Raw genomic sequence first — 24,137 nt, 5'->3', positions numbered from 1 at the left:
TTTTTATTTTTTATAAATGATCTTCAAAAACACTAAATAATAAGTCCCAGTCTATTTCATTTTTAAATTGAGACAAACCTTTAAACGACTTTACCTTTGATAAATCTTCAATCGTAAAGTCGTCTTGCATTGCATACGGTACAAGATTTTCTTCCTGAAGTTTTACCGCCAGATATTCCTGTTCATACTGTCCCGGCGTAGGAATAAAAAAAGCTTTCATACCTAATTTAGCCAAATCCATAACTGTGGTATAACCAGAACGGCAAAGCACAAATTCACTTTCGTTAAAAGTCTGCTCTAACTGTTTTGAGTTCATAAAATTATAATAAGTAACATTTCCTGCTTCCCATTTTTCCTGGGTTTTCTCCACAATTCCCTGTACAAAAACAACTTTGCCATTAAATTTTGCAGCTTCTTTTTGCAGTTTTTCATCCAGAAAAGTACGTTGAGGTTCAGGCCCTGATAAAATAATCATCAAGTCATAAATCTTTGGCGTTTCCTTTTTCTTCATTCTGCTCAAAGGGCCAATATATCGCAGGTTCAGTTCATCTGTTTTAAGATGTCCCAAGTCTCCCGTAAGATTCACTTTATCATTAGAATCTGGAACCCAGCATTCGGTATATTTTTTTATAAAATGCTGATGACATTTACTCGTAAACCAGGTCGTGTTTCCCGTCATCACATTCAATTGATGCGTCATAAAAACAGAAGGCACTTTTTTGCTGAAAACACCCAATCGATTATCAGAAATAATTCCGTCAATACCATGTTTTTTAATCCAGCCGTTCACCATTTTCTTTTCATCTAAAATGGCCGTAATCATTTTCGGAAGATTTTTAATCAGCTTCCATTTAAAGTTTTTACCATTCTTAGCATATTCAATATGATAAGAAGGCAGCTCCAGAGTTTGAATGTATGGAAATTCCTTTCGTAATAAAGCCAGCGCAACACCGTCAGAAGCAATAATCGGAATATAATTATTTTCTTGAAGCGCCTTAATTATAGGAATACATCTCGTTGCATGTCCAAGTCCCCAATTTAATGGAGCAACTAATATAGTTTTGTTAGCAGAATAATCAATGCTCATAGTTTTTAACGCTTTTAAAAAACGAAGATAGATAAATATGTTTTTTATGTTATTTCGCACACATTACTAAATTATTAACTCTACAGGCATCCTCAGGCTTTGTTTTTCGTTAAAAAGAAGAAGAAAATACACCAATACAAAAAACAAAGTTACTTATATGTTAAGATGCTAAGGTACTGAGATACTAAGGTTCTAAGTTTTTTCTCAGCAAATAAAAAAGCCGAACGTAAGTTCGGCTTCAAAATATTGTACTTTAATATCTCAGTACCTTAGCAACTCAGCATCTTAGTATCTTTCCTTAATCCTGAATATAAGTTTTATTTCCGTTTTTGTTAATATAGTATTTTCCGCCTTTTGGCCCAGTGTATACTTTTTTACCATTGTACTCTCCAGTAACCTTGTCCGGTGTTTTTGGAGCTTTTTCGTTGGTTTCTTTTACAGTTTTTGTAGCTGATTTTTTAGCTGCAGCGGCATCTTTCTTAGCAGATTTACTTGCTGCGTCAGCATCGGCTTTTGCTTTTTTAGCGTCAGCTTTTGCACCTTCAGCTTTATCAGAAGCTTTTTTTGCTTTAGCTGCATCAGATTTTGCACTTGCTGCTTCCTTTTTAGCTTTTGCAGCTTCTTTGTCTGCCGCTGATTTAGTTTTGGCTACAGCATCTTTTTCCGCTTTCGCAGATGCGTCACTAGCTTTTGATGCTTCTTTTTTAGCTTTAGCAGATTCTTTTTTAGCATCGGCTTTTGCTTTGTCAGCATCAGATTTTGCTTTTTTAGCTTTGGCTTCAGTTTTCGCCTTAGTGTCTTTAGTGTCTTGGGCGTAGAAATTAGTAGATAAAACTACTAAAAAACAAAGTAATAATAATTTTTTCATCTTGGTTATATTTTATAAATTCACATAAAATTAAGCAATTAATTCTTATGTTTTTGTTAAACACTAAAAATATGCGCGAAGCTGAACATTTCCTGTATGTATCGTATTTCCAGTCTCGCTTTTACGCCCCTGATAGTTTAAATTAACATCTAAAAAAGAAGTAATGTTTTTCTGCAAAAGCAATTTCCAGACTAAATTCTGCCCCGCCTGCAATCCTTCCAGCATTTGAAAACCAACAGATGAAAACTCATTTCCCGTAAACTTATTTTCATAAAAAGAAAACTCACCATTTACTGTTACCTTCTTTTCGCCCGCAAAAGAAAAAGAAGTTCCAAGTCGGTTTTGGACTAAACTCTCCTGATTTCCAATTTTGTTTTCTTTGTTCTGAAACTCATAAAAGAAATCCAGACTCGTATTTTTAGAAAACAAATAACTGATTTTTGGCGCGACCTGATAGCCTTTTAAATCATAATTCTTTTCGACAAAATCCTCCGAAATCAAATCTGTTTTTATCGTTTTGGTAAACAAATTAAACAACCAGCTTTTTTGGTACAAATGCGTATACTGCAATTGATGTGAACTGTTTTTGACATTTTGTGAACCAATAGAAAGTAAATTTTTACCATTATTAGTAAGGTAAGAATACGTAACAGAATGTTTTTGCTTACCGCGATTGTAAAATAAGCTATTTCTAAAACTGGAGTTTAAACCCAGAATATTTTCCTCAGAAGAATAAAATGGATTCAGCTCTAAACGATCGCCGTTGCTTCGCACTTTTCGATCCATAATAAACGAAGTCTGATTATAGAAATAAGAAAGCAATTTCTTCCAACCCTTTTCATTCTGCCATTGCAGCGGATTCAAAATAACCGATTGTGAAAATTTATTCTGATTTGTTTTAATATAAATCTGATTTGGCAAAAAGATTCGAATGTATTTCGCCTGATCCGGAAAAGCAGCAATTTCGAATTCTTCCAGTTCCTGAATTCCGTTTCCGTTATAATCGTTCCAGGTATAAACACCTTGTCCCGTTGGAACTTCAACATAGGTAAATTCCTGTTGCGCAATGGTTCCCGAACTCGTTTCATAAGCCGTTCCTATCTGCATAAACTGATTAAAAAATCGGTCGTTATACAAAATTCTCGAATTTAACGAAGGCTCATTTTTTCTGCTAGAATCCGTAAAATCAAGATTTCGATAACTCGCATAAACCGCTAAATCAGTTGTTTTATTCTGTATTAATTTTGACTTTAAAAAGTAGGTTTGTGAATTATTTACATGCTGTAAAAGCCCATTTTGCAAACTATCATTTCTGCGCTGTAAATAGCCCAATTCAACAAAAACCTTCGTACTGTCGCCGCGTCCAACAAAAACACCATATTCTGAAAACCTTTGGCTTAAAGCCGAAAACTGATTGGTGATTTTATCTTTTTCCTGATTGTCTTCAAGCTGTAAACTTCCGCCAATCCAGTTTTTTCCAAAATGATATTTTGCTCTGGTTTGGTTTCTGATAAATTTTGAAGTTGAAGCCGTTGCATCAGAATTTAAAAAACTGCCCTGATTTTGAATCGTCCATTTCTTCAATTTAAACAAAGCCGTTGTCGTATGTCGTGCTCCCGAATAACTTTCGGTAAAATCTAATTTCTCAAATTGATACGTAAACAAACCAATATTTGAAGTTTCTTTCTTTGCAAATAAATCAAAATTTACGCCCGTAACCAATAAACTTTGGTTTCCTAAAAGTGTCGAATTCAAATTCCAGTCGCGGTTAAACTCAATATTGTACAAACGCTCGACTGATCTAAAATCTTTCTGCACAAATTGATAATTCGCAAAACCGTCCAGAGTCCAGTCTCTGGTAAAAAGACGTTTTTTAATATTCGTTTTAAAAGCAATTCCTTCGTTGTCAGAATCGTCAATTCCAGAGAATAAATTTTTATCGTTGTTGCTCATTGCGATTTCAAAGTCAACAAGTGTTTTTTCGTCAGGATTGTATTTTCCTAAAAAAGTCGCAACCTGAATTTTCATAGGCGCAACCAGCTGCACAATTGGTTCATAATTTCCTTGCGGAATCCCGCCAACAGGCGAAACATATTCGTAAATTCTTTCGACAGAATTAGTGTTCTGAATACTATAATTCCCAAGATTATTACCCACAAGACTGAACTTTACATTGTACAAAACATCGGCAGAATTATTCGAATATTCATAAACTTCAACCCCGTTTACAATCGTTTTTTTATACAATATTTTATTGTCGGCATATTTATCTTCATAAGCAGAAGGAGCCGTCATTTTATTGGGATCGTCGCCCGCCTGACCTAAAATCTGAACTTGTTCTGTAGAAAGATTTTGCTGTAAAGGCTGATTTTTCAAATCATTTTCAGAATACAAATAACCGCCAAAACTCCAGCTTTTATTTTCGGTTGTTGCCCCGGCGTAGGTAACTAATCGGTTATAATTTCGTTCAGAATATTGATATTCAACATTAATCCTCATTTCAGAAGTAATAGGAAAAAGCGAAGTAAAAACAATTTCGCCCGCATTATAATCAATAACGTAATCATTGTTTTCGCCTCGTTTGAGCAAAACACCGTTTACATAAACACGCTCAGAACCAGAAATGACCAAAACATACAATTCGCCATTTTGACCTTTTAATTTATAAGGACCCTGATTTCCTTCCTGACCCGTAAACGTACTTTTGGCATATTGCCCTTTTACAAACGAAACCGAAGCAAAAACATTCGTTTTACTTTTTTCTGTATCAAAATCAAAACTGGCAGAAAGTCCCTGAACTTTTTTATTGAAACTCAGGAATTGCGTTTTCCGATTCTCCAGAAAAACATCTCCTGCGCGAATGTTCCAGTCATCTGTAAAAAGTTCCATAAAAATATTATCAAACTGATCGAGTTTTTGCGAATAACCGCCATCCTGAAGCGGAATATTATTATCCTGAAGCGAAGCCCGTAAACTTACTTTATCTGAGATTTTTCCCGTAATCTGCAAATCCAGATTTGAGTTTAAAACCGTACTTTGATTATTTCCAATCGTAACGCCGCGGGTAATACTTCCGGAAGTGTTTAAACCATCAAAAGGCGTCACTTTTTTAGCATTGGCATTATCAATTTTGTATAATTTTTCAGTTCCAACATCATTGCTTACCACTTGGCTGTCTTTGTAAAGTCCATATTCCTTAGTTAGAAAATCAGGATAATTGAGATAATTGACAATTAAAGTATCAGAAACAGAAGTGAATTTTTCGTTTAAAAGAAGCGTTCCTTTTTGAAAATCAATTTTGTAAAAACTCGAATCAATTGGCTCATTTTTACTGTTTAAAATTTCAAAAAAGCTAGAGTTTATGCTGAAATTTTCCAGACGAATTGTGTCTTTTACCGCAATTACTTTTTTTGTTTTGTACAGCGATTCCGTATCCTGCGCCATAAGCCCGGAATACCAAAACAGTACCGCAAAAAACAGTAATTTTTTCAACATAAACATTTTAACTCTAAAAATTCAAAAGTAGTATATATAATCAAGAAATTGAGAGGCTTTTATTTATTGGGAAACCAACTGATTTTGAACACAATTGCTTATTTTATATATGATATTTAATTATAATTTGAAGCAGAATTCTCATCACACATCAATCTTTTTTTTAGCTTTGTTCAGTATAAAACGAATTTAAAACATGGATACCGGCAAAGAACTTTTATTTTTTTTTAGTGCTTTGGGAGCTTTCAACGGAGTAATTCTCGGGATTTATTTTTTCTTTTTCACGAAGAAAAAATACCTGACCAATTATTTCCTTGGCGCACTTTTGTTTGCTTTAAGCATCCGGATTGGCAAGTCTGTATTTGTTTATTTTCATCCCGAATTGCCCAAAATGTATTTGCAGTTTGGGTTAACGGCCTGTTTTTTTATTGGCCCTTGTTTATATTATTTTCTAAAATCGGCAGTTGAAGAAATCAATGTAATGCCAAAATCATGGAAATTTATTCTGTTGTTTTGGGGAACAATAATTGTTGTAGCCGGAATTTTATATCCGTATGAATATTATCCGGAACTTTGGAGAGAGTATTTTATAAAAATCATTTACTTTCAATGGTTTGTTTATATCATTTTTTCAGCCTTTACAATTAGAAGTATTATAAAGAAAATCACGAATACAAAAGAAAAAAAGACACCATCAGAAATGTGGTTCGGAATGCTTTTTCTGGGAAATTTTTTATTATTTCTTTTTTACTTTTTAGCCATTATGGGCGCTTCAGGAGCAACTTATATAAGTGGCGCAGTTGTTTTTTCGTTTATTTTATATCTGATAATTTCTATTCTTTTATACCGAAAAAGAACCGACGATTTGTTTTTACTGAATGCCCAGAAAATTTCGGGTAAAAAAATAGAATCTGCAGAAGCGGTTATCATTGCCGAAAAACTGGAAAATATAATGAACGATAAAAGTTTGTATAAAAACCCGAATTTAAACCTGCAGGATTTATCCAAAGAAATTAATATTTCGAGTCATCAATTATCGCAGTTTTTAAACAACAATCTCGGAAAGAATTTTACCAGTTTCGTAAACGAATTCCGAATAAACGAAGCTTGCAGAATCATCACTTCAAGCGATAAACTAACTTTAGAATCTGTGGGTTACGATGTAGGTTTTAATTCAAAATCTACATTCTTCGCTGCCTTTAAAAAACATACCGGAACAACACCGCTTAATTATCAGCTTCAGGCATTACAAACTTAAATATGAGTTTAGGTAAAGAAATATTATTCTTTTTTGGCGCTTTGGGAGCTTTCAACGGATTTATTCTAAGTCTGTATTTTTTGTTTTTTACTAAGAAAAAATACTTTTCTAATCTGTTTCTCGGTGCACTTTTATTTGCATTAAGTACCAGAATCGCCGTTACCGTTTTTGTATATTTCAATAATAATCTGCACAAAACCTATTTACAAATTGGTCTTTCGGTTGGTTTGTTAATCGGACCGTTTTTATATTTTACTTTAAAATCAGGAATTCAGAATACAATTTCGGTAAGATGGAAATCGCATTTAGCCATTTGGATCTTTGCTGTTTTGATAATTGGTTTTGTATTTCCGTACCAAAATTATCCCGTTTTATGGAATGATTATTTTGTGACTTTTATTTTCCTTCAATGGTTTACTTATATTTTTATTTCAGGTTTTGAAATCAGATTATTATTGGAGAAAATAATTCAGAATTACCAAAATACATTTCCGTCAGAAAGATGGTTTGGAACAATTTTTTTGGGAATTACTTTAGTATTTATATCTTACTTTTTGGGATTTATCAGAATTCCGTTTGTTTCCTGTATTACCGGAGCGCTCGCCTTTACTTTTATTTTATATCTTATAATTTTGGTTCTTTTACACCGAACAAGAACTGATGATTTATTCCTGCTCAACATTCAAAAAGACAAAAAATTGAATGAAGAAGAAGCTCTGATTTTGTCTCAAAAACTGGAAAAAATAATGAACGAAAAAGCATTATACAAAAATCCGAATTTGAGTTTAAAAGATGTATCTCAGGAAATAAATATCCAAAGTTATCAATTATCGCAGTTTTTAAACAATAATTTAGGAAAGAATTTTACCAGTTTCGTAAATGAATTCAGAATCAATAATGCCTGCGAAATTATTACTTCAAATGATAAACTAACATTAGAATCTGTTGGTTATGATGTGGGTTTTAATTCTAAATCTACATTCTTCGCCGCCTTTAAAAAACATACCGGAACCACACCTTTAAATTACCAAATTCAGGCTTTACAGCCGTAAAACAAAGTATTGATTTATAAATCCGTACTCCTGATTTCGCTTTCTAAAACCTTATTCACAGATTTTCAGATGACTTTTGTTTCAAATAAAGTCAAACCGCTAATCTTTAAAGTTTATGAAATTTCTTATTGTTGTTGTTATTTCTATTTATTGCCTGATTTTTTCATCAATCGAAGTAAAAGCACAAGCTGTAAAAAATAATCGGGATAAATCCTATGTTGAAGAGGAAAAACTAATAGAAAAAACAACATTATCAGTGCCTGCTCCGGATTCTATACCCAAGGATCAAGATCATAATCAGTTAAATGAAGTTGTGGTAAAAAGCAATCCGTCATTATTAAAATATGGTGCAAACGGAACAATCGATGTCAATGTTAAGGGAACAGTTCTGGCAACAAGCAGTTCTGTAAACGAATTATTGAGCCGCGTTCCCAATGTTGTGGTTGCCGAAGGACAAATCAGCATTCTGGGAAAAGGCGAAGCGATTATTTACCTAAATGGAATCCTGATTAATTACGAACGTTTTGCAGCAATTCCGGTTTCACAGATTGCTAAAATTGAAGTGATTTCAAATCCGTCTTCAAAATATGATGCCGAAGGAAAAGCGGTTATCAATATTATTACCAAACAAAATATCGAAAGTGGTATAATGGGTTCGGCAAGTCAACATGTTACTGTTTCAAAATTTGCAGGAACAAGCACAAACACACTTCTTGATTTTAATTATTCAAAAGGGAAATTCTCTTTTATAACCAATTATGGTTTGCAATTAGGCAAAGGCCGAGAATTGTTATACACCACAAGAACGCGCCCAAATCCTGAAGAATACATGAAATCAGTTTTAACAACAGACTGGCGAAGGCAATTTAATAATTATTCCAATTTTGGATTTGGATTGCAGTATACTTTCTCTGAAAAAAGTTATGTTTCATTAGCTTACAGCGGAAATATTGAAGATTTGGGCGGCGAGGTCGAAAGCAGAAACTCCATTACGAATAATACCGGAAATAGTTTTTATGCTACAGATATTGCAAAAAATGATGTTTTGCTGAATCAGTTTGTAAACCTGAATTATAATGTAATAACGGACCCAAAAGGTTCATCGTTGTTTATAGGAACACAATACTCCAATTACAACGGAACGGTAAGAGATTTTATTGAAGAGAACAGTTTGGTTAATGAAAATAACATCCAGAAATATCTTAAAAACAATGTGGGAAGTACCATAAATATTGTCGCTGCTCAAGCCGATTATTCGAAGAAAATAAAAGAAAATACCAAACTCGAAATGGGGGCAAAATACAGTTACGCCACCATAAAATCAGGAACAGATTTTTTAATTGCCAATGCTGACGATATGAATTTTGAACTGGATGATGAACTTTCAAGTGATTTTAAATACAATGAAAAAATCGCAGCAGCCTATTTTACTTTTGGAAGTACATGGGGCGAAAAAGTCAATTTTTCGGTAGGAGCCAGGGCAGAAAGAACAAACTATGATTTGTATACAAATGCAAACGGAATTCAGAAATTTGGAAAGAGTTACGGTAATTTTTTTCCAAACGTACTTTTGAATTTTGATTTTTCAGAAGATTGGAAAGGACATTTTTCTTATGTTTGCAGAATAACAAGACCAAGATATCAGGCTTTGAATCCGTATGTTATTTATCAGGATCCGTTTACGACAATTGAAGGAAACCCAAATTTACTTCCTGAAAAAGTGCACGCTTTTGAAATTGGTACTATGTACAAGAAATTTGATTTTAAAATGGGTTATAATTATAAAATTGATCCTATTTCTGGCGCTGCTTTGCGAGGCGATACGCCAAACAGTTATATTTTGCGATCATTAAATTTAGAAAAAGAACACACCTTTTTTACTTCACTTTCCAGATCTTTCAATGTTAAATGGTGGAATTCTACTAATACCGTAAGTATGAATTTAACGAAAGCAATAGACGATTTTTATGAATATGCTACGGGTCCGGTTAAACCGCAAATTTATTTGTATTCAAATAATACCTTTACAATTCCGGATCTTTTTAAAGTGCAATTATTAGCCTGGTATTTAGGCAATAAAAGTTACGGATTACGAAGTGATAATTCCCGTTCAACAGTAACGTTAGGAATAGAAAGAAACTTTTTTAAAGATGCCTTAAAACTAAATTTTACGGCAAATGATATCTTTCACAAGTTTATGGTTTCGGGCGATTATGAAGTGGGGCAAACCCAAATTTATTATCACCGAACGTATACCACAAATTATTTTAAGCTGATTGTAACCTATAGTTTCGGGAATTCAAAAAAGACAAATTATAAGAAAACTGAAATTGAGCAGTCTGAGAATAATAGGGCGAGGTAAATGGCACGCAGATGGCGCAGATTAAACTGATTTACACAGATTTTTTTTATGGATATCTATTGTCATCCTGAGTGAAGTTGAAGGAACGCAAGAGGCTTGACAATCTAGAGTTAATGCTTTGTGTGACTTTGATTGTTAGAGAATAATAGGGTGAGGTAAGATTAAATGGTTTCTTTCCAATAACTACTATAGAAATTGTTTGTTTCCATTAATGTCTCATGATTCCCGGATTCTGTGATCGTTTTATTTTCTAAAATATAAATATTATCGGCTATATTTTTGAGTTTATTTAAGCGATGCGAAATAAATAAAACAGCACAATCCGGTTTTATTTTTTGAAGTAACTGCATTGTAAAGTTTTCAGTATTTCGATCCATTGCAGAAGTTGCTTCATCCAAAATTAAAAATTGTGGTTTTTTATATAAAGCTCGGGCCAAAGCAATAATTTGTTTTTGCCCGCCGCTTAAATTAATTCCTTCTTCTCCAAGAATAGTCATTAATCCTTGAGGTAATTGATTAAAGTATGTTTCAAAACCATATTCTCGAATAAAATCTAACACATTTTCAGCAGTATCACTTGTTCCTAGAAGAATATTATCAATTACGTTTCCGCTAAATATGGTGATTTCTTGGGGAATTATGCCCAACAAATTCCGATAGCTTTTAAGTTCTATTTTATGAAGTTCATGTTTCCCGTTTATAATTATACTCCCATTTTCATACTTATAAAAGCTTTGTAATATTTGCCCCAAGGTACTTTTTCCACTTCCGCTTTCTCCAATGATTGCAGTAAATTTCCCTTTTTCAATTTCTATATTTACATCATAAAAAAGCTCACTTCTTCCTGCAAATCTAAAAGAGAGATTCTGAATGGAGATATTATTAATTTCAAAAATTTCAAATCCTTCCTCATTTTCCTTTTCAATAGAGGCAAATTCATACATTCTATTAAAAGCAATTTTAGCTTCGTTTATAGGAATTGAAATTAAAGCCAGATTTGCGATGGAAGGAAGCAATGAACTAATAATTCCTAAAATCGCCATTAGTTCTCCAATTTTAATTTCGCCATTAAATACCTGTATTGAAGTATATGCCAAAATTCCAATTAAAAAAGTAACACTTGCTAAACCAGACTGCCAGGATAAAGTCATATTGATCTTGCCAAGATCAAATATTTTTTGCTGATAACTGGCAAAAATATATTGATTCAATTGATTAAATTCAACCTGTTTATTATAATTTTTAATAGTAGCAACTCCTTGAATTGAAGTAATAAAATTACTTTCGTTTGCAGCTGAACTTTGCATTATTTCTTTTTGAAAAAACATAATCTTTTTATTATGACGATATATTATGAAAAAATATGCCGGCAGGGAAAAAATGCAAAATAGACCTAGCTTCCAAGAATAAATAAGTAAAAAAACAAATGAAATTATAATCGCTAAAATATCCACAATTAAACTATTTGCTAATATTTTAATCACATTTTGTATTCTTTGAGTGTCATTAAGTCTGGATACAAGTTCTCCTGTTTTTCGAGTATCAAAAAAAGATTTTGGAAGTTTTAATAAAGAGGAAAAAAAGGTATTATTAATTCTGTTATTAAATCCTTTAGATTGTTTAATTACAAAATACTGTCTCAAAATTGATATTCCAACCCGGGCAGAAAGAAGAATGGCAAGTAGTATAATCCCTGAGATTAATTTTTTGATATTGTTTGAAGGTAGAATGTCGTCAATTAGTTTTTGAGAAAAAAGCGCCATTGCCAAGCCTAATCCTGCCACAAAAACACCCAACAAAACAGAAATCCTGATTAGTTTGTAGTCTTCTCTTAGTAAATCTATGAACCATTTTTTCTGATTGTTTCGCTGTGTTTTCTCAGTTATAAAATTATTATTTGGTTCAAGTATTAAGCAAGTTTTAGAAACCCATTTTTTTTCTAATTCGGGTATAGATAAATTATAAATTCCTTTTGCTGGATCTCCAATATAAAAACCTTCTTCTTCATTGTATTTATAGCAAACAATATAATGCTGTAATTGCTGTTCGATTACAACATGCAAAATCACAGGCTTTTTATGGTTAATCAAATCCTGAATGTCAGCTTCGCATCCATCGGCTGTAAAACCCAATTGATTTGCTGCTTGGAATAAGCCTAAAAGAGTCGTTCCTTGTTTTGTTGTGCCGCTTAATTCTCTAATCTTTTCTAAAGAATTATCACCATTATAGAATCTTATAATCGATAATAAACTAGCAGCACCACAATCTGATTGATCGAGTTGTAAGGTATGAGTTTTTTGGACGTGTTTTAAGTTCATTATTCAGTATTCAATTTTTTAATCAAGATTTCTGGTTTTGTCTGCCCTTTTATTTTTTCAATAAGTTGATAATTTTTATCATATAGAACTATGCATGGAATTGAACTCGCATCAAAAGTAGAAGCGAAAGTAACTTTACTATCATGGAGAAAATAAACGTTATCATAATTATTTAGTTGATGTTGTTGAGCAAATTTTTTAATTAATTGAGGACTTTCAAACGATACAAAAATTAATTTAGACTTTTTGAATTTTGCTATGTTTTCTTGTATCGTTTGTGCTTCAGTATTACAATACTCACAATCCGTATTAAAATAGATAAAAATAGTTGTAGCTCCTCTCTCTAAGCTTTGATTGGTAAAAACTCCTCCTTTTATATTTTGATATAAAAAATCAGGAATGGTTTTTATATTCTTTTTCACTTCATTTTTATAGGTTATTTTATTAGTAATCCTGTAACCTAAAAAAACAAAAACACTAATAAATAATAAACCAATTAATATTTTTATGGAACTTCTCATTGTTTTTGTTTGCTGTTTAGGAGTAAGAAAATTATAAAACAGGTCATTGACAGAATTGAATTTTTCTGAATATTGATATTTCAAGAATAATTAAGTGTAAAAAACATAACTGTTGTTACCCATAAAAGCAAAACAGGAACATAACTTATACCAACTATTTTTAAACCATAATCTGCATTTGTATTGGTTAGTTTGCCAATTTGAAAGGATATATAGATGATATAGAAAAATTCAAATAAATTAAGAACCTGAAAAGGATAAATAAACCAAACGTCTAAATTTCTATAGCCCGTAATGTTTAATGCGGATAAAGGGTAGAAATTTTGAACATCATTTAAGTCATAGTTTGTTTGAAAAAATAAAAACCAAAGAGTTTTAAAAATAGGTACCAGCAAAAAGATAAACTCAGCTTCTAAAACAATATTCCATATTGAATTGTATTTCGCTTCTCTATTTACCAGAAATAAACCAATGTATAAAACTGTTGCAATTATTGAAGTTTTGAATAAAATTATAAGAGGGATATATAAATAAGTTAACCAGTGCCATTGATCTTGAAATTCAAAATAACTATTCACTTGATCAGTGCTTAGAAAATTTGAGAGGAAATGATTTAGTAGATCTTTTAGGTTGATAATTTCATTTGTTATTTCTGTAATTATTGTAAAAGAAATAGAGAGCAAAAAATATTTTAGAAAAGTATTTTTCATTTTGATATACTTTTTTTGTAAAAAAGCACTACTCAGATAATGAATAATGCTTTTCTAATTTGAAGGAATCGGTTAAGAAATTTTTAAAATAAGAAGGTTACTTTTCAAAATATAATTCCTTGAAATATTTTATATTCCATAAGGGAATTATAAAAAGTAAATAATCATTTTTTTTGAGTACTTCTTTTTTTGATAATCTGTAATAGTCTGTGAAAATTCTATAGACATAATAAAAAGCCATTAGTGTACAAAAGAGTATATAATCTTTTTCTTTGGCAGCATAATACAATAGTGGAATTGGTATTAAAATTTGGAAATAATATATTACCAGGTTTTTCATTTTTAAAATATTAATAGTTTTTGAAAATAATATTAGCAACCATTTTTTGCAGCACAAGCTAATGTAAATGCTATAGCGGTTTGTGGTATAAATGCCGTTGTTAAACTTGCGGCGACAGATCCCCATCCATGATTTGAGTATACATCAGTAAAACAATCTATAACGTTTGCGCCGCTACAACCACCACTACCGCGGACATCATCTTGTGGGCCTGGAGCTTCACGATCCACTTTGCAGTTGGAATTCGGATTTTGTCCACCTTCTAGATTTTCCATTTGTTTTAATTCTAATTTTTTCATAATAAATTTGATTATTGGTTAATATTTTTTTTGCTATTGTCAAAATTAGAATGAATTAGAAAAAAGTCTTAGTCGAAAATCGGTTAATTAAAATCTGAATTCGATTAATTGTAAATTAAATCTTATGTTTATATTTGTAAAAATGTTAATTATGAATATAATTGTAGGAAATAATTTAAAAATATTACGCAAAGCAAAAAACATGTCACAAGAAGAGGTTGCAGATCATTTAAAGATTTCCCAATCTGCTTATGCAAGGATGGAGCGAGGAGAAAGTACTTCTTGGGCAACTCATTTTAATAAAATCTGTCAGGTTTTTGAGATAAGTGCAGAAGACTTAGTTAAAAAGGAATTAGGTATTGCTGCTTATGAAAGTTTGATGAATCCAGATCGTCAAACAGAAATTGCGATGATAAGCGTTTACAGAAAAATAATAAAGAAATATGAATTGGAAATAGAAGATTTAAAAACAATTATTAAATATTTGAATAAAGGCAAAAACTAAAAAGGCTTCACAATTAAGTGAAGCCTTTTTAAAAAATATCTGAATTTTAATAATTACCTTTTTTATTAAGTATTAATTTAGTTCTTTAGTTACGATCTGCATCGTTTCGCGGCTTACTTGTTTCAATAAAACCTCTTTGTTTTCTTCAACGGTTTGTGCAGCATTTTCTGTAAAGTGACGAATCGTATAAAGTGTTACATTTTCGCTGTAATCTACTTTGAATTTTTTCGAAAGAATCGCATTCAATTCATTAAAGTTTCCAAATTTATCTTCCACACAAACAGAAAAACTAATTGCAGAATTCTGAATCAGGTTTACTTTTATTTTGAATTCGTGGAATAATCCAAAAATCTCACTAATGTTTTCCTCCATAATAAAAGAGAAATCAATAGACGAAAGTGAAATTAAAAGCTGTTCTCTTTTTACAATAAAACAAGGATATTGCGGCTCCAAATCAACACCTTTAGAAACACAAGTCCCTTTTAATAATGGGTTGATAAATGATTTTACATATAACGGAATTTCTTTTTTCTGTAACGGCTGTAATGTTTTTGGGTGAATAACCGTTGCTCCGTAAAATGCTAATTCGATTGCTTCACGATATGAAATCTGGTTTAATAAACTAGCATTTTCAAAATAACGCGGGTCGGCATTCATAACTCCCGGAACGTCTTTCCAGATCGTTACACTTTCGGCATTTAAACAGTAAGCAAAAATTCCCGCAGTATAATCAGAACCTTCACGGCCTAAAGTTGTAGTGAAATTATTTTCATCGGCACCTAAAAATCCCTGTGTGATATTTAGTTGTTTTCTAGGTACATTTTTGCTGATGTTTTGCTGTGTAGCTTCCCAGTCCACTTCTGCATCTCTGTAATTTGCATTAGTTTTAATGAAATTACGAACATCAAGCCATTGCGTCTGGATTCCTCTGAAATTCATATAATGACTTAGAATATTAGTAGAAATCAATTCTCCAAAGCTTACAACCTGATCGTAAACGAAATTGTAATTTGGCGATTTATTATGTGCCAGGAAATACTCTAATTCTAAAAACTGCTCGTTAACTGCAGCAAATACAGCATGTTTTTCATCATCAAATAAATCTAATAATATTTGATTGTGGTATTTTTTTATTTCTTGTACAGATGAATTTAACTCTGCCGATTTCTCAAAATAATTCTTGATAACAACCTCAAGAGCATTTGTGGTTTTCCCCATTGCCGAAACGACCAAAATCACATCTTCATAACCCACTTGTTGTAAAACGTCGTATACGTTTTTAATTCCTTCGGCATCCTTTACCGATGCTCCACCAAATTTAAATACTCTCATTTTTAATTTTAGATTTTTAATTTTAGATTTCAGATTGAATGAAATCTGGTATTCTTTTATATTTTTTTGCCACAGATTATAAGGATTAAAATGATTTTACAATCTGTGTCGGTTTGCCACGAATTTCACGAATTAGCACGAATTAAATTAGTGGAAATTCGTGAAATTCGTGGCAAACTAATTTTTATAATTTTTCTAAGAACGAATCAATTCCTGTTTCATCCATTTGAACAACCTGCCAGCCATCAAGAATTCTCGCTCCGGAATTCTTGTAAAAATTAACAGCCGGAGTATTCCAGTCTAAAACATTCCATTCCACTCTTCTAACATTATCTCTTTTTCCCTGTTTCATTATTTCGGCATAAAGTGCAGATCCTAAACCGGTACCGCGCATTTTTTCCTTTACAATTAAATCCTCAAGATGTATTGTTTTTCCTTTCCAGGTCGAGTAACGGTAATAGAACAATGCAATTCCTACTATTTCTTTTCCTGTTTCGGTTTCGTTTGAATCAATCTCAGCTACAAAAACCTGAAAAAGTGGTTTTTCTCCAAATCCGTCACGTACTAAATCTTCCTCTGTAATGACTACAGCATCAGGTTCTTTTTCGAATATTGCCAGCTCCTGAATTAACCCCAAAACCGATTTCATGTCCTCAGGATTTCCTTTTCTAATATTCATAATTTATTTATTTGCGCTTCATAAAATTGCTTTGTATTTTAAAACTATTTAAAGCATACTTTCTTTAGAAGCAATTCATTTATTCTTATTATTAACTGCATATTAGCCAAAAAAAAATGTATTTACTGCATTCTTTTTGTCTTTAATTAACAAATATACAATTGTAGCAAACTAACGAAATAATTTTTAAATCATTCTCACAAAATAAACGATATTTGTGACTTAAAATTAAAACTACAACGATATAGTAATGGAAGAACGCAATAAAACACTGGGAGAGTTTATTATTGAGAACCAAAAAGCATTTCAGTATTCGTCGGGAGAGCTTTCCCGGATTATCAACTCAATTCGTTTGGCAGCCAAGGTTGTCAATCATAAAGTAAACCAAGCTGGATTGGTGGATATTATTGGCGCCGCAGGCGAGCAGAATATTCAGGGAGAAGACCAGCAAAAATTAGATGTCTATGCAAACGAAGTATTTATCCAGACGTTAATAAACCGTGAGATTGTCTGTGGTATTGCTTCTGAAGAAAACGACGATTTTATAACTGTTCAGGGGAGCGACAACAGTCATAATAATAAGTACGTGATCTTAATGGATCCGCTTGACGGATCTTCAAACATTGATGTAAATGTTTCAGTAGGAACTATTTTTTCTGTTTTTAGAAGAATAACTCCAATAGGAACTCCTGTAACAATCGAAGATTTTTTACAGCCGGGAGTTAATCAGGTTGCTGCAGGTTATGTAATTTACGGAACTTCGACAATGCTGGTTTATACAACGGGTTATGGCGTAAACGGATTTACATTAAATCCTGCAATTGGTACTTTTTACCTTTCGCATCCTAATATGAAATTTCCAAAAGACGGAAGTATTTATTCCGTAAACGAAGGAAATTATATCCATTTTCCGCAAGGAGTAAAAAATTATATTAAATATTGTCAGCGTGAAGAGGAAGACAGACCTTATACTTCAAGATACATTGGAAGTTTAGTGGCCGATTTTCATAGAAATATGATTAAAGGAGGAATTTATCTTTATCCAACAAGTTCAAAAGCACCAAAAGGAAAATTACGTTTGTTATATGAATGTAACCCAATGGCATTTCTGGCTGAACAAGCCGGAGGAAAAGCTACAGACGGTTTTGGAAGAATTATGGAAATCCAGCCAACAGAACTACATCAAAGAGTTCCGTTTTTCTGCGGAAGCTATAATATGGTAGAAAAAGCAGAGGAGTTTATGGCGATGGCTGAGTAAGTATTCAGTTTTCAGTTTTTTAGTGATCAGTCACAGTTTTCGGTCACAGTTAAACCCGACAGGTTTTTTAAACCTGTCGGGTTTATAATTTTTCACATTCTCACGTGTCAAACCAGATTAGAGTCCGCCCCTACAATATGGATCGAGCCAAAGGCTCATCTAAAGTTCCGAAGGAACGAATTATATTGTAGGGCTGGACTTCAGTCCAGTTGAATAAAGAAATATTTCGAAATTAAGCAAAACCAAATTTGCATTTACAGATTTGTCTAAAAAACAAAACCCGACAGATTTTGAAAAATCCGTCGGGTTTATAATTTGATATAAGCATGAAGTTTCAGCACAGCTGTAAACTGTGACTAAAAACTGCAAACTAAATATTATTTGTTCATATTCTCCATTTCGAAAAGGAAAGTATCTAAATCAACTTTTTTGTCAATTAAAGACAAAGCTTTTCTAATGATATAATTTACGTTTCCTGGAGTAAATCCTAAAGCTAATCCCATACGGGTTAACATTACTTCCTGCTGATCTCCTAAATGGTGATCAACATGAATCATCCTTCCCAAATCATACAAACGCTCTAATCGCTGCGAGTACAAGTACGGCGGATTTATTGGATATTTCAAAGGATTTTTAAGAATCTCAGTATATTCTTCTTCTGAAATCTCTAATCTTGAAGCTAATTTGTCCAAAAAGTCTTTTTCTTCTGGACTTACTTTTCCGTCAGCAAACGCTACACGCACAATTGCAGAGAAATGACCTCTGTTTCTTTGTTTGAATTCGTTATCAAATAATTCTGAAAATGGCATAATTAAAATAAGTTTTTATTGAGCAAAGATAAATCTTATTTTAATTTAACGATTTTAAATTTCTCATAAATTTAACTTATTTTTACTTATTGTTTTAAGAATCCGCATCGTAAATTCTTCAAAATAAATCGTAAGTTTACAACCCCTAATCATTTAATAGTATTACCCGTATGTCGCAATTTTGGATTTATTTTCAAATAGGATTAAAGCATGTATTAGATATCAACGCTTACGATCACGTTCTTTTTTTAATTGCATTAACTGTTCCGTATTCATTTAAAGACTGGAAACGTATATTGCTTTTGGTTTCCGTTTTTACAATTGGTCACACTTTAGCTTTAATACTTTCTGTTTTCGGAATAATTGCCATAAAAGTAAATATCGTTGAATTTTTAATCCCAATTACGATTTTAATTACGGCATTGTACCATCTTTTTACTGCAGGAAAAGCAACTAAAAATGACGGTGTAAATGTGGTATTTTTTGTGACTTTGTTCTTTGGAATTATACACGGACTTGGATTCTCAAACTATTTTAAAACAATTTTAGGAGGATCGGCAAGTTCAAAATTATTGCCTTTAGGAGAATTTGCTTTAGGAATTGAAGCCGCACAGCTGGTAGTTGTATTTGTAGTTTTGGTAATATCCTATATTGTACAAACAGTATTTCGTTTTTCAAAACGCGATTGGGCACTGGTAATGTCAGCTTTTATTATTGGAGTTGTAATTCCGATGATTATTGAAAGTCCAATTTGGAACAGATAAAATAAATGGAAGTAAAAAAATTAAATAAATACGATAAAGCTTATTTGCGAATCGCTAAAGAATGGAGTTTATTATCCTATTGCAAGCGTAAACAAGTTGGAGCGATTATCGTAAAAGACAGAATGATCATTTCTGACGGCTACAACGGAACGCCATCGGGATTTGAAAATTGCTGCGAAGATGAAGAAGGATTAACACGCTGGGATGTTTTGCACGCCGAGGCAAATGCAATCCTAAAAGTAGCCAGATCAACGCAGTCCTGTGAAGGCGCAACCTTATATATTACACTTTCGCCTTGCAAAGAATGTAGTAAATTAATACACCAATCCGGGATAAAAAGAGTGGTGTATCAAGATGGATACCGCGATGATTCGGGAATTCAGTTTTTAATAAAAGCAGGCATCGAAGTCGAACATATTCCTGTTTTAGAAGAATAATGAAATTTAATCCAAAATATCTGCCAATGATTATCGGGGCGACACTTGCCATCGGAATCGTAATCGGAAGTTTAACAAACTCTTCCGCAGATGATCAGCTTTTGGCTAAAAATTACTCCAAAACAAAGCTGAATAAACTCATTGATTTTATCAATACTGAATATGTTGACAGCGTCAACACAGATTCGATTGTAAACCTTACAGTCGATAATATACTCTCAAAATTAGATCCGCATTCTGTTTATATTCCGCCAAGCGAACAAGCCGAAGTTGCCGAAAGCATGAAAGGTGATTTCGTAGGAATCGGAATCAATTTCTATATGTACAAAGATTCTGTAGCGATTATAAAACCAGTCGAAAACGGACCTTCTGCGAAAGCAGGATTAAAATCGGGCGACAGGATTTTATATGCAGGAAAAACCAAATTGTATGGCAGAAGATTACCGTCTGACAGTTTATTTTCTAAATTAAAAGGAATCAAAGGCTCTGAAATTGAACTGACCATTTTTAGAAAATCGGAACAAAAGAAACTGAAATTTAAAATTAAAAGAGATGTTATTCCGATAAAAAGTGTCGATGCATCTTTATTAATTGGAAATAATACGGGTTACATCAAAATCAATCGTTTTGCCGAAACCACTTTTAATGAATTCAAAACAGGTTTAACACGCTTAAAACAAAAAGGAATTCAGTCGCTTGTAATAGATCTTCGCGATAACGGCGGCGGTTATATGGAAGAAGCGATTGCGATTGCCGATGAATTTTTAAAAGACAAACAGCTGATTGTTTTTACCAAAAATAAAAACGGAACAACCGAAAAAACATACGCCACTAAAGCCGGAAGTTTTGAAACCGGAAAAGTATATGTTTTAATTAATGAAAACAGTGCTTCTGCAAGTGAAATTCTGGCCGGAGCAATTCAGGACAGCGACCGCGGAACTATTGTTGGACGTCGTTCTTTCGGAAAAGGTTTAGTACAGCGAGAAATGGATTTTAACGACGGATCTGCCGTTCGTTTGACGGTTGCGAGATATTACACGCCAACCGGAAGATCCATTCAAAAACCTTATAAAAAAGGAAATGAAGAATACTTTAAAGAATCTGAATCAAGAATAAATTCTGGCGAATTGTACGCAAAAGACAGCATAAAAGTGGCTGATTCTTTAAAATTTAAAACACCAAAAGGTAAAATCGTTTACGGCGGCGGCGGAATCGTTCCGGATGTTTTTGTTCCGATGGAAGCAGAGCACGGAAACGAAAATGTGGCTTATTTGCTTCAAACCGGAATCGTGGGTCATTTTGTTTTTGAAGAATTAGATAAAAACCGAAATGCTTTTGCAGGACTTAAGTTCAATGAGTTTTTGGAAAAAATGAAAAGCTCTGATGCTTATTTCAAAAAGTTTAAAAACTATATTTTACTAACTGGTTTAGATCTTAAATTAGACAAAACCAAAGCATTGGTAAACCGATATATTACAGCTGAATTTGCCCGCCAGTTATATGGCGAAATGTATTATTATGATGTTATTTTAAAAGATGACGCCATGATTAAAACAATTTTGAACCCGAAGAAATAATCCTTAAAATTCTAATTTGATGGAAAAAGATCTAATTGTAAATGCCGAAATTGAACTTTTAACCGCAATTAAAAACGCTGATGTTTCTGTTTTAGAACAAATTCTTCACGACGATTTGCTTTTCAATTTGCCAACCGGAGAAACCATCACAAAAGAGTTTGATTTAAATTCCTATCGTTCGGGGAAAATGAAAGTTGATTCTCTCGAAGCTTCAGATCAAATTATAAATATTATAGGTGATACTGCTGTAGTTGCTGTTTCTATTTCATTAAAAGGAACTTACGATAATAATCCTATTAATGGCGTTTTGAAATATATAAGAGTCTGGAAACAATTTGATGGTAATTTAAAAGTTATTGCCGGAAGCTGCGTTCAGCTGGCATAAATTTTGAAAGGAAACTTAATAGTAACATAAAACAAAACTTAGCGAACATCACGTAAATATTAGCGTACTTCGCGGTTAAAAATCTCAAAACATGAAAAATCTAAAAAGAATAAGTTTCCTTGTCGTTTTAATGACTTTTGTAATCTCTTGTACAACTATGAAAAATGATAAAAATAGTGCAGTTTCAGGAAAAGTAGAATCAATAGAATCTGGAAAAGATGGTTACACGGCAAAAATTAATACTGACACAAAAGAAGTATATTTTGCAACAATCAGCATTGTAAATGTTGGCGGTCCGCAAAATTACAAACAATTAAAAATTGGAGATGTAGTGTCATTAAAAGGAGAAATCTGGAAAACAGACGACGAAAACCATATCAAAGTAACACAGATCGTTTCGGTAAAGTAGCCTAACATAAAATATTTTTTTAAACCATATAAGTTATATAAGTTCATTTAATTTTTATACGCAAAGTATAATATGAACTTATATAACTTATATGGTTTAATAATTTTATCGAATGCTGTCGTGCGAGTGAGTCTGTATTCCGTTATTCCATAAAGTTAGAATATCTGTGGCAACAGCAGCGCCGCTTCCAGCAGCAATCGCCAATTGACTTCTCCAGCCAGCTAAAGTTCCAATAACATAAATGCCGTCAGCAACTTTATGATCTTCGTTTTTAAGCTGAATACGCTGCTTTTCCGGAAGTGCCTTTTTATGCGGTTCAATATATTGTGTCAAACCTTCAATATCAAATGTATTGGCAGAACCAATTCCAACAACGATACTTTTTGTTTGATAAGAGTTTTTGTTCGTAATAACAGTAAACAAAGGAAAAGAACCTTCTACTTTAATTACTTTTTCATTTGCAATCTGTTCGATATGCGGATAAGATGCTGCTAAATCCTGCGTACTTTCTTCCAGTAATTCAGAACCTAATTTGCCTGGCGTAATGCCATAAGCATTGTAGAAAATCGCCTCTTGTAAAGAAGAGTTTTTCTGATGTGTAAAAATTCCGATTTTTTTGTCGGTAGCAAAAGCTTTGTTTTTAGCAGATCCCAAAACTAAGGCACAAGACATGCCTGATACACCCCCGCCGATAATTAAAACGTCAAACATATATTATCGACCGTTTGTTTTTTCTTCAATTCTTTTTGAAATTCTAAAAATCAAAAGAATCAACACGGCGCAAAATGAAGCTGCGATTCCAATAAAAGCTACCATACTGTCTCCTTGAAAAGGATTTGTAAAGTCTAATAGCGTAATATTAAACACAATTAAAGCTAATGCTAAAAGCACTAAGATTGAAGTGAAGATTTTCATATTGGTTGTTTTGTTTGTATAAAAATATCAAAGTAAAACTCTAATAAAAAATGCCTTAAAGTTGTATTTTATAAATTTAATGGGGGTAAAAGTATAAAAATAAATCTTAGACAAACAAACCTTTAACATTAGCAGCGAATAATTTAACAGCAATTGCTAAAAGTATCACTCCAAATGTCTTGCGGACCACGCCAAGTCCGTTTTCTCCTAGTAAATTTTCGATTTTTTTAGAAGATTTCAAAACAACATAAACCAATATAATATTAAGTAAAATGGCAATGATTATATTAATAGTATGAAACTGAGATCGAAGAGAAAGTAAAGTAGTCATAGTTCCCGCTCCGGCGATTAATGGAAATGCCAATGGCACAATAGAGGCAGAGCCCGGCTCTTCGTCACGATAAATACGGATTCCTAAAATCATTTCTAAAGCCAGGAAAAACAATACAAAAGAACCGGCAACAGCAAATGAGTGAACATCAATACCAATAAGGTTCAATAATCCTTCTCCAACAAAAAGAAAAACAATCATAATCATTCCCGCAACAATCGAAGCTTTCTCAGATTCAATGTGTCCAACCTTTGCTCTCAAGTTCACGATAATTGGAATTGAACCTACAATATCAATTACGGCAAAAAGTACCATGCTTACTGTAATGATTTCTTTGAAGTCTATATCTAACATATCGCTTTGATTTTAAGGGTTTAAAAAACTGCTGCAAAAGTAGTTAATAAAGTTAGGTGTTTTTTCGGTACA

At 32.5% G+C, this 24,137-nt stretch carries 23 protein-coding genes; 10 read left to right on the top strand and 13 right to left on the bottom strand.

Annotation, left to right across the window (positions count from 1 at the left end):
* Positions 1 to 10: 10 nt before the first annotated feature.
* From NLJ00_RS03125 to NLJ00_RS03115, 3 genes are all read right to left on the bottom strand, one after another.
* Positions 11 to 1,087, bottom strand: coding sequence for a glycosyltransferase (locus NLJ00_RS03125; RefSeq protein WP_256636198.1), 1,077 nt, complete (start codon positions 1,085 to 1,087; stop codon positions 11 to 13).
* A 298-nt stretch (positions 1,088 to 1,385) separates the two neighbouring features.
* A complete protein-coding gene (locus tag NLJ00_RS03120; protein WP_256636197.1) occupies positions 1,386 to 1,955 on the bottom strand; it encodes a hypothetical protein in 570 nt (189 codons plus the stop codon).
* 63 nt (positions 1,956 to 2,018) lie between these two features.
* Positions 2,019 to 5,450 carry a hypothetical protein gene (locus NLJ00_RS03115; RefSeq protein WP_256636196.1) on the bottom strand — a complete coding sequence of 1,144 codons (3,432 nt, stop codon included), beginning with the start codon at positions 5,448 to 5,450 and terminating at the stop codon, positions 2,019 to 2,021.
* Positions 5,451 to 5,646: 196 nt separating this feature from the next.
* On the opposite strand from NLJ00_RS03115, the gene NLJ00_RS03110 reads away from it, so the two are divergent.
* From NLJ00_RS03110 to NLJ00_RS03100, 3 genes are all read left to right on the top strand, one after another.
* Positions 5,647 to 6,708 carry a helix-turn-helix domain-containing protein gene (locus NLJ00_RS03110; RefSeq protein WP_256636195.1) on the top strand — a complete coding sequence of 354 codons (1,062 nt, stop codon included), beginning with the start codon at positions 5,647 to 5,649 and terminating at the stop codon, positions 6,706 to 6,708.
* 2 nt (positions 6,709 to 6,710) lie between these two features.
* Complete coding sequence (locus NLJ00_RS03105) at positions 6,711 to 7,760, top strand: helix-turn-helix domain-containing protein (protein ID WP_256636194.1); 1,050 nt, start codon at positions 6,711 to 6,713, stop codon at positions 7,758 to 7,760.
* A 115-nt stretch (positions 7,761 to 7,875) separates the two neighbouring features.
* Positions 7,876 to 10,122: a TonB-dependent receptor domain-containing protein gene (locus tag NLJ00_RS03100; protein ID WP_256636193.1), complete on the top strand. Its 2,247-nt coding sequence runs from the start codon at positions 7,876 to 7,878 to the stop codon at positions 10,120 to 10,122.
* A gap of 161 nt (positions 10,123 to 10,283) precedes the next feature.
* On the opposite strand, the gene NLJ00_RS03095 is transcribed toward NLJ00_RS03100, so the two are convergent.
* The 4 genes from NLJ00_RS03095 to NLJ00_RS03080 all read right to left on the bottom strand — a co-directional run bounded on the left by NLJ00_RS03095 (position 10,284) and on the right by NLJ00_RS03080 (position 14,310).
* Positions 10,284 to 12,440, bottom strand: coding sequence for a peptidase domain-containing ABC transporter (locus NLJ00_RS03095; RefSeq protein ID WP_256636192.1), 2,157 nt, complete (start codon positions 12,438 to 12,440; stop codon positions 10,284 to 10,286).
* Positions 12,440 to 12,961 (bottom strand): peroxiredoxin family protein, encoded by a 522-nt coding sequence (locus NLJ00_RS03090; protein ID WP_256636191.1) that lies wholly within the window; start codon positions 12,959 to 12,961, stop codon positions 12,440 to 12,442. Before NLJ00_RS03090 ends, NLJ00_RS03095 begins: the two co-directional genes overlap by 1 nt.
* A gap of 80 nt (positions 12,962 to 13,041) precedes the next feature.
* The gene (locus NLJ00_RS03085) at positions 13,042 to 13,671 is read right to left on the bottom strand and encodes a hypothetical protein (RefSeq protein WP_256636190.1); all 630 of its coding nucleotides are present in this window, start codon (positions 13,669 to 13,671) and stop codon (positions 13,042 to 13,044) included.
* Positions 13,672 to 14,043: 372 nt separating this feature from the next.
* Positions 14,044 to 14,310: a hypothetical protein gene (locus NLJ00_RS03080; protein WP_256636189.1), complete on the bottom strand. Its 267-nt coding sequence runs from the start codon at positions 14,308 to 14,310 to the stop codon at positions 14,044 to 14,046.
* 151 nt (positions 14,311 to 14,461) lie between these two features.
* On the opposite strand from NLJ00_RS03080, the gene NLJ00_RS03075 reads away from it, so the two are divergent.
* Entirely contained in the window at positions 14,462 to 14,815 is a 354-nt protein-coding gene (locus NLJ00_RS03075) for a helix-turn-helix transcriptional regulator (RefSeq protein WP_256636188.1), read from the top strand.
* A gap of 72 nt (positions 14,816 to 14,887) precedes the next feature.
* Here the strand turns inward: NLJ00_RS03075 and NLJ00_RS03070 are convergent, their stop codons facing one another.
* Positions 14,888 to 16,147 (bottom strand): aspartate kinase, encoded by a 1,260-nt coding sequence (locus NLJ00_RS03070; RefSeq protein WP_256636187.1) that lies wholly within the window; start codon positions 16,145 to 16,147, stop codon positions 14,888 to 14,890.
* A gap of 184 nt (positions 16,148 to 16,331) precedes the next feature.
* Complete coding sequence (locus tag NLJ00_RS03065) at positions 16,332 to 16,826, bottom strand: GNAT family N-acetyltransferase (protein ID WP_053472499.1); 495 nt, start codon at positions 16,824 to 16,826, stop codon at positions 16,332 to 16,334.
* A gap of 250 nt (positions 16,827 to 17,076) precedes the next feature.
* Here NLJ00_RS03065 and fbp point away from each other — a divergent pair, with 250 nt between their 5' ends.
* Positions 17,077 to 18,084 (top strand): class 1 fructose-bisphosphatase, encoded by a 1,008-nt coding sequence (gene fbp / locus NLJ00_RS03060; RefSeq protein WP_256636186.1) that lies wholly within the window; start codon positions 17,077 to 17,079, stop codon positions 18,082 to 18,084.
* Positions 18,085 to 18,461: 377 nt separating this feature from the next.
* Here the strand turns inward: fbp and NLJ00_RS03055 are convergent, their stop codons facing one another.
* The gene (locus tag NLJ00_RS03055) at positions 18,462 to 18,893 is read right to left on the bottom strand and encodes a tellurite resistance TerB family protein (protein WP_053472501.1); all 432 of its coding nucleotides are present in this window, start codon (positions 18,891 to 18,893) and stop codon (positions 18,462 to 18,464) included.
* Between the two features lie 170 nt (positions 18,894 to 19,063).
* Here NLJ00_RS03055 and NLJ00_RS03050 point away from each other — a divergent pair, with 170 nt between their 5' ends.
* The 5 genes from NLJ00_RS03050 (at position 19,064) to NLJ00_RS03030 (ending at position 22,465) form a co-directional block, all read left to right on the top strand.
* A complete protein-coding gene (locus NLJ00_RS03050; RefSeq protein ID WP_053472502.1) occupies positions 19,064 to 19,657 on the top strand; it encodes a HupE/UreJ family protein in 594 nt (197 codons plus the stop codon).
* Positions 19,658 to 19,662: 5 nt separating this feature from the next.
* The gene (locus NLJ00_RS03045; RefSeq protein WP_053472503.1) at positions 19,663 to 20,094 is read left to right on the top strand and encodes a deoxycytidylate deaminase; all 432 of its coding nucleotides are present in this window, start codon (positions 19,663 to 19,665) and stop codon (positions 20,092 to 20,094) included.
* Positions 20,094 to 21,671, top strand: a complete 1,578-nt coding sequence (locus NLJ00_RS03040; RefSeq protein ID WP_256636185.1) for a S41 family peptidase — start codon at positions 20,094 to 20,096, stop codon at positions 21,669 to 21,671. The genes NLJ00_RS03045 and NLJ00_RS03040 overlap by 1 nt, the downstream gene beginning before the upstream one ends.
* 19 nt (positions 21,672 to 21,690) lie before the next feature.
* Positions 21,691 to 22,056: a nuclear transport factor 2 family protein gene (locus NLJ00_RS03035; RefSeq protein ID WP_256636184.1), complete on the top strand. Its 366-nt coding sequence runs from the start codon at positions 21,691 to 21,693 to the stop codon at positions 22,054 to 22,056.
* 91 nt (positions 22,057 to 22,147) lie between these two features.
* Entirely contained in the window at positions 22,148 to 22,465 is a 318-nt protein-coding gene (locus NLJ00_RS03030; RefSeq protein ID WP_053472506.1) for a hypothetical protein, read from the top strand.
* A gap of 105 nt (positions 22,466 to 22,570) precedes the next feature.
* On the opposite strand, the gene NLJ00_RS03025 is transcribed toward NLJ00_RS03030, so the two are convergent.
* From NLJ00_RS03025 to NLJ00_RS03015, 3 genes are all read right to left on the bottom strand, one after another.
* Positions 22,571 to 23,176, bottom strand: coding sequence for an FAD-dependent oxidoreductase (locus NLJ00_RS03025; RefSeq protein ID WP_256636183.1), 606 nt, complete (start codon positions 23,174 to 23,176; stop codon positions 22,571 to 22,573).
* Positions 23,177 to 23,179: 3 nt separating this feature from the next.
* Positions 23,180 to 23,380 (bottom strand): hypothetical protein, encoded by a 201-nt coding sequence (locus tag NLJ00_RS03020; RefSeq protein ID WP_053472508.1) that lies wholly within the window; start codon positions 23,378 to 23,380, stop codon positions 23,180 to 23,182.
* A 106-nt stretch (positions 23,381 to 23,486) separates the two neighbouring features.
* Positions 23,487 to 24,065 (bottom strand): MarC family protein, encoded by a 579-nt coding sequence (locus NLJ00_RS03015; RefSeq protein ID WP_053472509.1) that lies wholly within the window; start codon positions 24,063 to 24,065, stop codon positions 23,487 to 23,489.
* Positions 24,066 to 24,137 lie beyond the last annotated feature (72 nt).

This window comes from Flavobacterium panici, assembly GCF_024499525.1.
Classification (GTDB): Bacteria; Bacteroidota; Bacteroidia; order Flavobacteriales; family Flavobacteriaceae; genus Flavobacterium; species Flavobacterium panici.
This window is presented reverse-complemented; position numbering and strand designations above follow the sequence as displayed.